Raw genomic sequence first — 12,856 nt, 5'->3', positions numbered from 1 at the left:
ATCCCCTGCCCCTCAGCACACCGGCCCGAACAGAACCGGCACCGATCCCAAGACGGCTGGCAAGCCAGCACCGTCTCCGCCATCCTGCAGAACCCTCGCTACACCGGCTACGCCATCTTCGGCCGCTGGAACAAACACGAAGAACTCCTCGACCCCGACGACGTCGCCGCAGGCCACATCACCCGCCTACGCCGCTCCCCCAACCACCGCATCATCCGATCCAAGAAACCCGCACACCCCGCCATCGTCACCGTCGAAACCTTCACCCAAGCCCAACTCATCCGCCGACGCCGCGCCAGCACCGGCATCGGCGCCCGCGGCCGCCTGGAACGCACAAGGAAACCCTCCCCACGCGAGTACCTGCTGCGCGGATTGCTGCGCTGCGACGTCTGCGGCCGCAAGATGCAGGCCGAAGTGGTCAGCGGGACCGTCTACTACCGCTGCCGCGCCAAAACCCTGGCTCCCGCCAGCCCTGTCCTGGCCGAGCACCCGCCCTCGGTCAACCTGCGCGAGGACCACCTCGTCGCACCGATCGACCGCTGGCTGGCCACCCTGTTCCATCGGACCCATCGCGACCACACCATCGCCAGCCTGCTCACGGCCCAGAACGACAACGACCACGACACACACCGCGCACTGCTGCGCCGCCGTATCGCCGACGCCGACGCCAAGCTCGAACGCCACCTCGCCGCCATCGAAGCAGGAGTCGACCCCCAAGTCCTCGTCGCCGCGATGAACACCGCCCACGCCGAGAAGGCAGCAGCACAGACAGAGCTACAGAACCTGCCCACCATCCCCCGACTGACCGAGACCGAGATACGCCAGCTCATCGACTCCCTCGGCGACATCTCGGCCGTCCTCGCCGCGGGAGCGCGATCCGACAAAGCGGAGCTCTACCGGGCCCTCCACCTCGACATACGGTATCGGCCCCGACAGCAGCTCGCTGCTGTCGGGGCCGACTTTGGGTTTAGCACAGGTGTCCGGAGGGGGACTTGAACCCCCACGCCCGATAAAGGGCACTAGCACCTCAAGCTAGCGCGTCTGCCATTCCGCCACCCGGACCGGTGGTGCTCAGCAAGGTTAACGGATGCGGCGTCTGGGGCCAAATCGCGGTACAAATCGCTGGTCACCGGCGGGTTGCGGGGTTCGGCGGGTGGGTCAGCGCAGCTCTTCGAAGGTGCGCGGGAAGGCGAGGGCGCCGTGGCCGTCGGCGACCTGGCGGTCGATGAGGTTCTTGATCGGGCCGACCAGATCGAGCGCGACTCCGGCGTCGCGGCTGGCGCGCACGATCGCGTCCACCGCGGCCTTGTGGAAGGCCAGGTGTTGCACGTCGGTGGTGTAGTCGCCGGTATCGATGATCCGGCCGTATTCCGGCAGGAGCTGGGCCATCGCCGTGATCCACGCGGTCGCGCGTTCGGCGAACGCACTGGCCGACGCGCCGGTGGAGCGCACCAGTGCCGCGCCGTGCATGAACCCGGCGAACATCGCGTACATGTTCGACAGCAGGGCGAAGTCCCAGGTGGCGGCGAGGCCCGCGTCGTCGCCGAAATAGTGTGCGGCGGCGGCGGATTCGAGCAACTCGCGGTTGTCGTCGAAGACTGTGCGCGACCCGCTGTACAGGATGGCGGCGCCGGGCTGCCCGATCATCGGCGGCACCGCCATGATGCCGCCGTCGAGGTAGTCGATGCCGTGCTGTTCGGCCCACCGGGCCAGCTCGCGCGCTTCCTCGGGTGCGGTGCTGGTCAGGTTGATCAGCTGCTTGCCCGCCAGTCGCTCGGCGACCGGATCGAGCGCGGCGTGCACCGAGGCGTGGTCGAGCAGCACGACCACGATCACCTCGCCTGCCAGTACGGCCTCGTCCACGGTGGCGGCGCCTGCCGCGCCTGCCGCGACGAGGTCGGCGTCCTTGCCGGGGGTCCGGTTCCAGACGGTGGTGGGTCGTCCCGTCTTCAGGAAGGCCGACACCAGGGCCTGGCCCATCGCGCCGAGACCGAGGACCGTCACCGAGGTCTGCTGGATTTCCGCCATCGCGGGGTCAACTCCTTGGGGTTGAAAACGTTGTGGTCAGCGCGCTGGAATCAACAGTGCTCGGGTGGCGTTGCGTCGACAAGTACCTACTATTCAGTCGGGTACTTACCAATACGTGTGTGAGCAGCTAGCGAGGTGCGGCGATGGGCGCAAAGAGATCGGGACCATACTTCTGCGGCATCGACGCGGCCATGGACGTGATCGGCGGCAAGTGGAAGGCGCTGATCCTCTGGGAGCTCGAGGTGAACGGCGTGCGCCGCTTCGGCGAGCTGCGCCGCGGGCTGCCGGGCGTCTCGGAGAAGATGCTCATCCAGCAGCTGCGCGAGCTCGAGGAGGATGGCATCGTCACCCGCGAGATCTTCCCGGAGATCCCGCCGCGCGTGGAATACGAACTCACAGAGCTGGGTTCGGCCCTCAATCGCGCCCTCGAACCGCTCGGCGCCTGGGGTCGCGACCGTATCGATCGCATCGGTGCCGACCGCGTCCATATCCCCGCCTGACCTGCCGATTTGGCAATCGGCCCACCCACCCCTTTATGATCATGATCCGTTGGCGACACCAAGTCGCCACGGACACAACAGAACACACCGGTCCGGGTGGCGGAATGGCAGACGCGCTAGCTTGAGGTGCTAGTGCCCTTTATCGGGCGTGGGGGTTCAAGTCCCCCTTCGGACACTCAATGACACGGTTTCGCGGCAGATATGCCACGGAACCGTGTTTTTTGAATTTTCGGCAGGGGTCCCGGACACAAAGAGCAGCGCGGCACTCAGCACGCGCGGGCGCCATGGCCGCAAGTGACCTGCCGGGATATTCTGGCTGGTGCCCGCCGGGTAGCTCACGAGTCGACAATGGTTGAGATCGATCCGCTCGAGACACAGCGTGATGTTGGTGTTGACGTCGTCACGGAGTTGAACGCTGCCGGTTTCGCACAAGCGGAGGAGATCGGACGGGGCGGGTTCGGGGAGGTGTATCGATGCACCCAGACCGATGTGGACCGCACGGTGGCGGTGAAGGTGCTCACTGGCGAACTCGACGAGAATCGGGAGCGTTTCTTTCGCGAGCAACGCGCGATGGGGCGGCTGACAGGGCACCCGAACATTGTCGACATGCTCGAGGTCGGTGAGACCGCAAGCGGTCGCCCGTACCTGGTGATGCCGTACCACGCTCGCGGCTCGCTCGATGCGCGCATTCGCCGCGACGGCCCGCTACCGCTGCCAGAAGTGCTGCACCTCGGGGTGAAGATCGCGGGTGCGCTGGAAACGGCGCATCGGGCCGAAGTTCTGCACCGCGATATAAAGCCGGGGAACATCCTGCTCACCGACTACGGCGAACCTGCGTTGACGGACTTCGGTATCGCCCACATCACCGGTGGGTTCGAGACAGCGACCGGCACGATCACCGGTTCGCCGGCGTTCATTGCTCCCGAGGTGCTGAGCGGGGAGGCCCCCAGCCGGGCATCGGATGTGTACGCGGTGGGGGCCACATTGTTCTGTGCCCTGACCGGGCATGCGGCTTTCGAGCGTCGCAGCGGTGAGCAGGTGGTCGCGCAGTTCCTGCGGATCACGAAGCAACCGGTCCCTGATCTGCGCGAGAGAGGAATCCCGGGCGACATGTGCGCGGTGATCGAGTCGGCGATGTCGCGCGAGCCGCGGGACCGCCCGACCGCTGCGGCGTTGGGAGAGCAACTGCGGCAGGTAGAGCGCAATCATGGTTTCGCGGTCGACGAGATGGCCCTGCGAACCGATCTGGGAGCTGAGCGTGCATCAGTTGCGACGTCGGCGCCTGCACCTGCACCTGCGACAGGTGTCGGGAACCTGCCGTTGGAACTGACCAGCTTTGTCGATCGGCGGATCCAGGTGGCCGAGGTCAAGAACCTGCTGGTGGGGTCGCGTCTGGCGACGCTGACCGGGATGGGCGGGGTCGGCAAGACCCGGCTCGCACTGCGCGTCGCCCAGAAGGTGAAGGGTGATTTCGCCGATGGCGTGTGGCTGGTCGAGCTGGGTGATCTACGGGATGCGACATTGGTGGTCGACGTCGTGGCCGCCACTCTCGGCTTGCGAACCCGCGATGCGCGACCCGTCCTCGAAGCGCTGGCGGAACTGCTGTCCCCGCGCAGTCTGCTGCTGGTGCTGGACAACTGCGAGCAGGTGATCGATGCGGTCGCGAAACTGACCGAATCGCTGTTGCGGACCTGCTCGCAGTTACGGATTCTGGCGACCAGCCGCGAGGCTCTGAGCGTGGGTGGGGAGTCGGTGTTTGCGGTGCCCCCGTTGGGGATTCCCGAATCGACGAACATGCCGGCGTTGCGAAGAGCGGCCACGTACGACGCTGTGACCTTGTTCGCCGAACGAGCTGCCGCGGCCGTGCCGGGCTTCACGGTAACCGACGACACCAGCCTCGGCGTGGCGCGGATCTGTGCCCGACTGGACGGGTTGCCGTTGGCGATCGAGCTGGCAGCAGCCCGTCTTCGGACGATGTCGCCCGAGCAGATCTTGACCCGGCTGGACGACCGATATGCCCTGCTGACTCGCGGGAGCCGTGATGCCCCGATGCGACAGCAGACCCTGCGATGGTGCATCGGCTGGAGCTATGACCTGTGCACCACGGTCGAGCAGCAACTATGGAACCAGCTGTCGGTGTTCTCGGGCGGTTTCGAGCTCGACGCCGCCGAACAAGCGTGCGGCACCATCTTGACCGAGGCGGAATTGCTCGATGCGCTATCCGCGCTGGTGGACAAGTCGATCCTGATCCGCGAAGAAACAGATGGCACGATCCGCTTCCGGATGCTCGAGACCGTCCAAGAATACGGGAGGCAGAAAGCCGAAAACAGCGGAGACTACCCAGAATACCTTCAGCGCCACCGTGATTGGTGCGAGCAATTGGCTCTCCAAGCAGAAGCGGAATGGATCGGCCCACATCAGCCGCAGTGGGTTGCCCGACTGGAACGTGAGTTGCCGAATCTGCGGAAGGCGCTGGAATTCAGCCTGACCGAGTCGAGCGAGAGCGGGTTGCGGATTGTCGCCGCCCTCTATCCCTTCTGGGTTTTGCGTGAGCGGCTCAGCGAGGGACGTCACTGGTGCGAACGCGTGCTCGCCCATACGACCGGTGTGCAGACCGCCGACCGAGCCAAGGCACTCTACGGTGCCACTGCGATGGCCGCGATGCAGGGTGAGCCAACAGCCACCACAGCCTATGTGGCGCAACTCCAGACCCTGGCCGAGCAGACGGCGGACCCCTGGGTCGGAGCCTTACTTGCGCATTCCGAGGGCACCAAGGCTCTCGCCGAGCAGGACGGTGATCTGGCCCGCGCCTGCAAAAACTTGGCCGACGCGGTAGGAGTATACGAAGCACGCGGCGACCTCATATTGCAGCTGGACGCCCAGTTCTTGCTTGGATGGGCTCATGCACTGCAAGGCCACACGTCGCAGGCCATCTCCTGTCTCGAGAAGACGCTCGCCACTACCGAATCATCCGCAGAATTGTTGGAACGGTCGTGGGCGATGTGGGTAACGGGATTCGCGGAGTGGCGAGGGGGCGAGTCCAACCGGGCCGAGCCATGGTTGAAGGAAGGTCTTCGGTTGGCCGAACTGGTGGCCGATCCGCTCGTCGCCGCGGCCTGTACGGAAACGCTGGCCTGGATCGCCGACGAACGGCACCATGCCCGGCGCGCAGCCGTCTTGATGGGCGCCGCCGACTCGTTGGGCCAGATTGCCTGCAGCTCCGTATTCATGTTTCGCACATTGCTCGTCTATCGTGAGGAATGCGCCCGGAACAGCCGCAAGGCGCTCGGACAGCGGGCATTCGAGGCCGCCTGCCGGGAGGGTGCCGCGATGAGTCTCGATGCCGCGGCGCGCTTCGCGCTCGGCGACGAATCCGAAGCCACGCCGGTCCGTCGTCCGGCGGGGAATCTGACCAAGCGTGAGCGCCAGGTCGCTGATCTCGTCGCTCGAGGTCTGACCAACAAGGCAATCGCCGCCCGGCTGGTGATTTCGCAGCGCACCGCCGAGGGACACGTGGAACATATCCTGACCAAACTGGGATTCACCTCGCGCACCCAGATCGCAGCGTGGGTCGCCAAGCAATCCGAACTCTGAATCTTTCGGCTGCTACACGCATTTCGCCCTACGGTCACGGGCCGAGAAACAATCGTTCGTTCGGCAAGCGGGTTTCGGGCAGGCATTCTTCGGCGGTATGGAGGATCAATTCGATTGCGCACCAGGGCTTTCGCTGCCAATCGCCGATCAGGTTGTGTGCCGCGGCAACAGCGGCTCGATAGTCGAAGGCCGTTCCGCCCAGCCAGATCCGCAAGTGCGCATCACCGTGCGCAGGGAATCCCGCTCCCCCGGCAGGTGTCAGCATTGGACCGGTGCTGTCGAGGGCGCGTCGTCGACGTGCCACACCGACGTCGGCGCATTCAAGAGTGCCCGTTCGAACCCTCGCTCTTCCTGGCTGCCGGCTGTCCTCGGGCTCGTCTCCCGGACCAGTACACGTAGTGGCTGTGGCCGCTTCGCGGACGGAGAGCGCGCATCGTGAACTGCATGCTGCCGATTCTGTGGATTCATGAGTGTCCTCGAGAGGTGATGCCTGACCTGTCCCCTGCAGCCTTCTTTCCGCGAGCACGATCAGCGACCGGAGAACTACCTACGCACATACCTGCTTTTTCTGCCTGCGAAGGTGCTCCCCGACCAGCGGGTCGAGTTCGTCGACGGCCGCGTCGATCACGACTCGCACTTGTTCTCGGGCCAAGCCACGGCCCAGGGCAGCGTGCCGGTTGACCGGCAAATCTTGGGGCGACGCTGCACCGGCACGGCAACCCGAAGCCGCCGAAACAAGGGTCCGCGGCGACCTGTGGCGCATCCGGCCTCCCTGACTGCGGCCGCGCAGGTCGCGGTGCTGGCACGTGCTCGCTGCCGCGGGCGGAAACGGGCAAGCCGCCTCAACCGGGTGTCAACCTGAATGGACGTGACATGCATCACATATAGCTGGCAAACTCACTGGATGCACGACGGGACCGTGGCGCACCTGCGGTTTTCCTGAAGCGGCTTCCGCATTCCTCTATGCATAGTTAACCGACTGTGCGTAAACTGTGACCAAGCTGATATCAAAGACGGCCGGGAAGGTCGGCAGCCATGTAGGCGCTAGGTCGCAACGACCGCACGTCCCGCAAGTTGCCCACGAGGTCGGCGAGCAGAAGTCCGCAACCGACTCGCTCGCGATCTGCAATCTTCCCCTCTCGCCTTCATATCGAAGATCGACCCCCGCGACATCGCGGCGGGCGGAGCAGTAACGAGTCGGTAGCCACGATTGCGTGACGTTGCCGAACGGCTAAGCGTTTCCACAACACCAGAACTGCTGCATCGGCGAGCCTCAGCGGCTCTTGCTTCCCGGGTCCGCGCTACCCGACCACGTCGCCGGAACCCGATCCCCTGTTTTCGAGAATTCGGTCCACAAGATCACTACAACGCACGAAGGAGCTGCAATGCGCAAGACGATCGAAGACGCACTACATCAGGACTTCGCTCGCTGGAGCGAACTGGTCGACCGCGCCGCACACGCGGACAACGAATTCGAAAGAGAGAAACCCGCCTTGGCCGCGGCAGAGCTGGAAATGAAGTGGACCCGCACCGCCACCGAAGTCTGGAGAACACTGCACGACCAATGGTGCGAAAGGATCGGCCGGACGCGAGCAAGTGTGAGGTCCGAATACGCTCTCCTTTGAGCCATATCGCCGAATCGATATGCGCATGTGAACGGTCGAGGGGTCGGGTACAAGCGTCGCCGCACCCATGATGTCGGGCATCCTGACTCCGGTCGATTCCGTGAGATAGACGACCGGCATACCCGAGTGCGCGGCCAGGTCCGTCATGTGCTGCATCTTCTTGTTGCTGACCGGGCTGCTCGAGGCACCCTCGACGGTGAAGTCGTACGACACCACCGCGGCTGGTCATATGCCATGGGACGGGAACTTCACGGCGAGCCAGTCCACTGACCGCGCCTACTGTGAGGTGTGTAGCGGCGGCTTCTGCGGATAGTTGCGCGACCATTCCGCGCTGACCTCGCGCAGTGCGTGGATGAGCTTTCGCGCTGCGGGCGCTGGTTGAGTGTCGGTCCGCCTGATCAGGCAGACGGTCAGCCGAGGTGGGTCCCATTCCGTTGCGGGCGTGGCGATCTCGTCGGCGCCGTAGCCGCGCAGCGCATGCCGAGGGAGCATGGCGATACCCACCTGGGCGGCGACCATGAGCAGGCTGGTTTGCGGGGTGGTCGTCTCGTAGACGATGTCTTGTGCCGGTGGTGAGAACACACGGTCCACCAACTCCCGGAGGGCGTAGCCGTGCGCGGACACCACCCAGGACTGGCCCTCGAGGTCGTCGAGGCTGACGGTTGGTTTGCCGGCCAGCGGATGATGCCGGGACACGCACAGCAGGACTTCATCGAAGATCAGGTCGGTCGAGGTGAGGCCGGCGGAGGAGGCCGGATCGCCGGTACCCACCACCAACCCGAGATCGAGTTCGCCGCTGATCACGCTGTCGCGCACAGCCTGGGAGCCGGATTCCCACACCGAGAAGCGCACGTTGGGAAACGAGTTCCGATAGAGCGGAACCACTCTCGGTAGCAGTATCTGGCTGGCCGTGGCGACCGCACCCAGACGGACGCTGCCGCTGCGCAGCCCGTTGATCAGACCGGCCTCCTCACGAAGGGCACGGTTGGCCTGCAGCACCTGCCGTATGTGCGGGAGCAGAATCCGGGCCTCGGCGCTGGGGAGGACGCCGTTGGCGCGGCGGATCAGCAGGATGACGTTGAGATCCTCCTCGAGGCGCTGGATCTGCTGGCTGAGTGTCGGCTGCCCGACGCCCACCTCCTGGGCCGCCTTGCGCAGTGAACCGTGGCGGATCGCCGCCTCCAGGTATCGCAGCTGTTCCGATCGCATGCCGCGATGGTAGCCGGAGTGATCGACGATGACGATCACGGTGGTAGTCAGTGCCTTCTTCCTTGAATCAGTTACCTGCATCACAGTGTTACGTGACTGCAACGGCCCACCACCCGAGGGCCCTGAATGAAGGGAGACGCGATGCCCCGCGCCACTGAGAGCGCCGCGATGCCATGGCTGGGCCGGGCCGGTGTCGAGACGCCCGAGCTGGTCGTGGTGACGGATGAGCGGCCACTGGCGTCCGACGAGCCTGGCTTCGGGCCACCATGGGTGGTGAAGCCCGACATCGCAGGCAGCGGCAAGGGCCTGGCCGGCCTCGTGCATATCTGCCGGACTCGGGACGAGCTGTCCTCCGCGGTCGTCGCAACGGTTCGAGGTGGCGCGCCCGCGGTGGTGGAGGAGTACGTCGATGGGGAGGAGTGCTACCTCTCCATCGCCCTCGACGAGACCACGCGTGGCGCCATCGTGCGCGCCGATGCCACCGGCGGTGTCGGATTCGACGCACGTCGAGCGGCCGCCGTCACGGTCGGCTTGACGGACGGCCTCGACGACGACACGGTGGCCGCCTTGCTCGACGAGGCGGCTGTCCACGATGCCGGCCTGCGCGGTGCGCTCACCCGTGCGCTGCAGGTCCTGTGGACCGCATTCTGCACCGCGGAGGCCGCCCTCATCGAGGTGAACCCCTTCCGGTGGGACGGTAAACGACTGGTCGCCGTCGGTGTGGCGGTCGAATTCGACCCCCACGGTCATCCGGCCGCACAGGCACTTCGGCCGACACCGCTGGTCGAACCCGAGGCTGCGCTGGACCGCGCCCTCACCCCACGCGAACTGGCGGTGCGCGAGGCCGACGCAGCCGAGCCGAACCGGGCAGGCGTCAAGTTCTTCGAGTTGGACGGCGACGTTGCCTGCATGATCACGGGTGGTGGTGCGGGACTTCTGGGGTTGGACTACCTGACGGACCTCGGCATCCGCCCGGCCTGCTATCTCGACGCGTCGCCAGGTGCCGGTAGTGCGAAGCTGCAGACACTTTTCACTTCCGCACTGTCCGTACCCGGTCTTCGGGGGGTGCTGTTCGGCGGCGCTGTGCTCAGTCTCGCCGATGCGCATGGCGTGGCGCTCGAGTTCATTGCCGCAGCCGACCGGGCCGGATTCGACGCGTCTCGCGTGCCCACTGTCGTCCGGCTGGCCGGACCGAACGAAGCGCAGGCCCACGCAATCCTGAAAGAACGCTTGCCAGGTGTGCTGGTACTCGATCGCGCAGCCTCGCTCGAAGAAGCATGTGACCGACTGCTGACCGCGATGGAACGGTCACCGCATGAACTGGAAGGGCTTGTCCGATGATTCGTCGACTTCTCGAAGATGGTCCTGGGCTTCTCGTACAGGGCATCACCGGTAGGCAGGGCCAGCTGGAGACCCGCTGGATGCTCGATTCCGGTGTCGAGGTGGCAGCGGGCGTCACGCCCGGCAAGGGTGGCTCGGTCGTGCACGGGGTGCCGGTCTTCGACACCGTCGCCGCGGCCGTCGCGGCGACGGGCGCGCAGGTGGCGATGAGCTATGCACCGCCACAGGCCGCGGCCGATGCGGTCGTGGAGGCGGCGCAGGCAGGTCTGGCACTGATCGTGGTCAGCGCGGAGAACGTTCCCCAGCATCGTTGGCTTCGGGCGCTCGAGGTCGCGCGAGCGCACAACTGCCGTGTGATCGGACCGAACTCTCAGGGCGTCGTCGTCCCCGGCGTGGGCAGAATCGGTTGTCCCGGGGGTGACGAACCGTGGCAGCGGTTCGCCGCCGGTTCGGTGGGCATCGTCTCGCGCAGCGGCGGCATGGCCTCCGAACTGGCGATGTTGATGCGGATATGGGGATTGGGCACCAGTGTGCAGATGTCCATCGGAGGCACGCCGACGGTTGGCATCACGCTCACCGAAGGTGTCGAACTCGTCGCGAGTGATCCGAACACCCGCGCGGTGGTGGTCTTCGGTGAACCCTCCAGCAGCCAGGAAGTCGACTTGGCGGGCGCGGTGGCGGACGGACGAATCGAGGTTCCGATCATCGCGATGGTGGCCGGGCGTGCCGGCGACTCCTTGCCGACAGCGCTGCCGTTCGGTCACGCGCCGCGCGACGCCGAGGGTGCGACCGTGGAGGAAAAGTTTGTGGCACTCGCCGACGCGGGCGCCCTCGTGGCCCGCTCGACGTATGACGTCCGCGTGCACCTCGCCGAAGTACTCCCGGCTGCGGCGGTTCGCTGACCTGCATCCCTGACCAGACAGGAAACCTCACCATGACCCAGATCGAACCCCGAGCGGCTTCCCCGGCCCTGACCGTCGGCACCAGCGCCGCGGACAGCACCGGGCGGCCGTGGTTCGAAGCGGAAATGGCCGAACGCCGGAAGTTCGCCTTGGCGATGGGCGGACCCGACAAGGTCGAGCGCCAGCACTCCCGCGGGCGTCTGACAGCGCGCGAACGCATCGAGCGACTCGTCGACACCGGATCATGGCGCGAGATCGGCATGATGACCGGCTCGGCCCGCTACGACGAACACGGGCAGCTGATCTCGGTCGAACCGTCGAATGTCATCTGCGGGCAAGGCACGATCGACGGCCGCGAGGTGATCGTGGTCGCCGAGGACTTCACCGTGCGAGGGGGGTCGTCGGAGGCGACCAACCCCGAGAAATGGCAGTACGTCGAGCGCTTGGCGCTGACCTACCGCTGGCCCGTGGTCCGGCTGGTCGAGACCGCAGGCGGCAGCGTCAACCTTCTCGAGCAGATGTCGGCCACCAAGATTCCCGGATACCCGCACTGGCCGATGGTGGAGCTGTTGGGCACCGTCCCCGTCGTCGGCGTCGCGCTCGGCGCCGCCGCCGGCCTCGGCGCGGTGCGGGTGTGCGCGAGCCACCTGTCGATCATGACCGCCGAGGGGTCCTACCTTTTCGCCGGCGGACCGGCGGTCGTGAAGAAGGCCGTGGGCGAAGACGTCACCAATGCGGAGCTCGGGGGCGCGGGTGTCCATGCGCGCGGATCGGGCGTCGTCGACAACGAGGCCGCCGACGAGTTCGAGGCACTCGAGCACGTTGCCCGCTTCTTGTCCTACCTGCCGTCGAGCGTCCATGAACTTCCCCCGGTGAGGTCCTGCGCCGATCCGGTGTATCGCCGAGACGAGGCCTTGTCCACGACGATCCCGGCAATCAAGCAGTACTCGTACGACATGCGCGAGTTGCTGGCCTCGGTTTTCGACCAGGGCAGCTTGTTCGAGATCGGACGTTATTTCGGACAGTCGCAGATCACGATGCTCGCCCGTCTCGATGGTCATCCCGTGGCGGTCCTCGCGAACGACCCCCAGTGGCTGGGCGGCTCGTTGACTGTCGACTCCGCCGAGAAGATCATCAGGTTCGTCGACATGGCCGATACCTTCCACCTGCCGATGGTGAACCTGATCGACCAGCCAGGCACCTTCGTCGGCAGCGATGCCGAGCACAAGGGCACCCTGCGCAAGGGCGTCAGGGCGTCGATGGCACTCGAGCAGGCGCGTATCCCCTGGCTCTCGCTGTTCGTGCGGCGCGCGTACGGACTGGCCGGCGCCGCCTACGGACCGGTGGGTGGCGGCAGCATCAATCGGCGCCTGGCCTGGCCGACAGCACACTGGGGATCGATCCCCATCGAGGGCGGAGTCGAGGCCGCCTACCGGCGCACACTCGCGGAAAGCGATGATCCGGCCGCGCTCCGCAAGGAGCTGTATGCCCGGTTCCAACCCGTGGAGAACCCGTTCCGAACCGCTGAACGGTTCGGCATCCAGGACATCATCGACCCCCGCGACACCCGTCCGATGCTGTGCGAATGGATACGTCAGGCCTATCGCATCCTGCCCGAACATCTCGGTACGACCGCGCGCACCATGCGGGCCTGACC

Annotated in this window: 10 protein-coding genes and 2 tRNA genes; 8 read left to right on the top strand and 4 right to left on the bottom strand. The window is 65.9% G+C overall.

The window, feature by feature from the left end; genetic code table 11:
* Positions 1 to 996, top strand: a 996-nt coding sequence (locus tag NL1_RS36425) for a recombinase family protein (protein WP_174553409.1), incomplete at its 5' end; no start/stop codon positions are given.
* On the opposite strand, the gene NL1_RS11850 is transcribed toward NL1_RS36425, so the two are convergent.
* A tRNA-Leu gene (locus NL1_RS11850) sits at positions 978 to 1,062 on the bottom strand. The two genes, NL1_RS36425 and NL1_RS11850, sit on opposite strands and share 19 nt — an antisense overlap.
* A 96-nt stretch (positions 1,063 to 1,158) precedes the next feature.
* Positions 1,159 to 2,028 carry an NAD(P)-dependent oxidoreductase gene (locus NL1_RS11845; RefSeq protein WP_067837901.1) on the bottom strand — a complete coding sequence of 290 codons (870 nt, stop codon included), beginning with the start codon at positions 2,026 to 2,028 and terminating at the stop codon, positions 1,159 to 1,161.
* Between the two features lie 143 nt (positions 2,029 to 2,171).
* On the opposite strand from NL1_RS11845, the gene NL1_RS11840 reads away from it, so the two are divergent.
* The 3 genes from NL1_RS11840 (at position 2,172) to NL1_RS11830 (ending at position 6,122) form a co-directional block, all read left to right on the top strand.
* The gene (locus tag NL1_RS11840) at positions 2,172 to 2,528 is read left to right on the top strand and encodes a winged helix-turn-helix transcriptional regulator (RefSeq protein ID WP_067837896.1); all 357 of its coding nucleotides are present in this window, start codon (positions 2,172 to 2,174) and stop codon (positions 2,526 to 2,528) included.
* A gap of 90 nt (positions 2,529 to 2,618) precedes the next feature.
* A tRNA-Leu gene (locus NL1_RS11835) sits at positions 2,619 to 2,703 on the top strand.
* Between the two features lie 173 nt (positions 2,704 to 2,876).
* Positions 2,877 to 6,122 carry a protein kinase domain-containing protein gene (locus NL1_RS11830; RefSeq protein WP_067837894.1) on the top strand — a complete coding sequence of 1,082 codons (3,246 nt, stop codon included), beginning with the start codon at positions 2,877 to 2,879 and terminating at the stop codon, positions 6,120 to 6,122.
* A gap of 34 nt (positions 6,123 to 6,156) precedes the next feature.
* Here NL1_RS11830 and NL1_RS11825 read toward each other — a convergent pair whose 3' ends face one another.
* Positions 6,157 to 6,336 carry a hypothetical protein gene (locus NL1_RS11825; protein ID WP_156094810.1) on the bottom strand — a complete coding sequence of 60 codons (180 nt, stop codon included), beginning with the start codon at positions 6,334 to 6,336 and terminating at the stop codon, positions 6,157 to 6,159.
* 1,171 nt (positions 6,337 to 7,507) lie between these two features.
* On the opposite strand from NL1_RS11825, the gene NL1_RS37475 reads away from it, so the two are divergent.
* Positions 7,508 to 7,747, top strand: coding sequence for a hypothetical protein (locus tag NL1_RS37475; protein ID WP_067837888.1), 240 nt, complete (start codon positions 7,508 to 7,510; stop codon positions 7,745 to 7,747).
* Between the two features lie 276 nt (positions 7,748 to 8,023).
* On the opposite strand, the gene NL1_RS11815 is transcribed toward NL1_RS37475, so the two are convergent.
* Entirely contained in the window at positions 8,024 to 8,956 is a 933-nt protein-coding gene (locus NL1_RS11815) for a LysR family transcriptional regulator (RefSeq protein ID WP_084510521.1), read from the bottom strand.
* Between the two features lie 141 nt (positions 8,957 to 9,097).
* Here NL1_RS11815 and NL1_RS11810 point away from each other — a divergent pair, with 141 nt between their 5' ends.
* From NL1_RS11810 to NL1_RS11800, 3 genes are read left to right on the top strand one after another with little or no spacing between them, the layout of a single operon-like run.
* Complete coding sequence (locus NL1_RS11810; protein ID WP_162272720.1) at positions 9,098 to 10,297, top strand: ATP-grasp domain-containing protein; 1,200 nt, start codon at positions 9,098 to 9,100, stop codon at positions 10,295 to 10,297.
* A complete protein-coding gene (locus NL1_RS11805) occupies positions 10,294 to 11,199 on the top strand; it encodes a CoA-binding protein (RefSeq protein WP_067837884.1) in 906 nt (301 codons plus the stop codon). Before NL1_RS11810 ends, NL1_RS11805 begins: the two co-directional genes overlap by 4 nt.
* Before the next feature lie 32 nt (positions 11,200 to 11,231).
* Positions 11,232 to 12,854 (top strand): acyl-CoA carboxylase subunit beta, encoded by a 1,623-nt coding sequence (locus NL1_RS11800; protein WP_084510514.1) that lies wholly within the window; start codon positions 11,232 to 11,234, stop codon positions 12,852 to 12,854.
* Positions 12,855 to 12,856 lie beyond the last annotated feature (2 nt).

The sequence above is a fragment of the Nocardia lijiangensis NBRC 108240 genome, assembly GCF_001613045.1.
GTDB lineage: Bacteria > Actinomycetota > Actinomycetes > Mycobacteriales > Mycobacteriaceae > Nocardia > Nocardia lijiangensis.
This window is presented reverse-complemented; position numbering and strand designations above follow the sequence as displayed.

Excerpts from the sequence above, each read along its gene's own strand:
- NL1_RS11810 (WP_162272720.1), top strand. The coding sequence starts at position 9,098 with ATGCCCCGCGCCACTGAGAGCGCCGCGATGCCATGGCTGGGCCGGGCC.
- NL1_RS11815 (WP_084510521.1), bottom strand. The coding sequence starts at position 8,956 with ATGCGATCGGAACAGCTGCGATACCTGGAGGCGGCGATCCGCCACGGT.
- NL1_RS11830 (WP_067837894.1), top strand. The coding sequence starts at position 2,877 with ATGGTTGAGATCGATCCGCTCGAGACACAGCGTGATGTTGGTGTTGAC.
- NL1_RS11845 (WP_067837901.1), bottom strand. The coding sequence starts at position 2,028 with ATGGCGGAAATCCAGCAGACCTCGGTGACGGTCCTCGGTCTCGGCGCG.
- NL1_RS11840 (WP_067837896.1), top strand. The coding sequence starts at position 2,172 with ATGGGCGCAAAGAGATCGGGACCATACTTCTGCGGCATCGACGCGGCC.
- NL1_RS11800 (WP_084510514.1), top strand. The coding sequence starts at position 11,232 with ATGACCCAGATCGAACCCCGAGCGGCTTCCCCGGCCCTGACCGTCGGC.
- NL1_RS11805 (WP_067837884.1), top strand. The coding sequence starts at position 10,294 with ATGATTCGTCGACTTCTCGAAGATGGTCCTGGGCTTCTCGTACAGGGC.
- NL1_RS37475 (WP_067837888.1), top strand. The coding sequence starts at position 7,508 with ATGCGCAAGACGATCGAAGACGCACTACATCAGGACTTCGCTCGCTGG.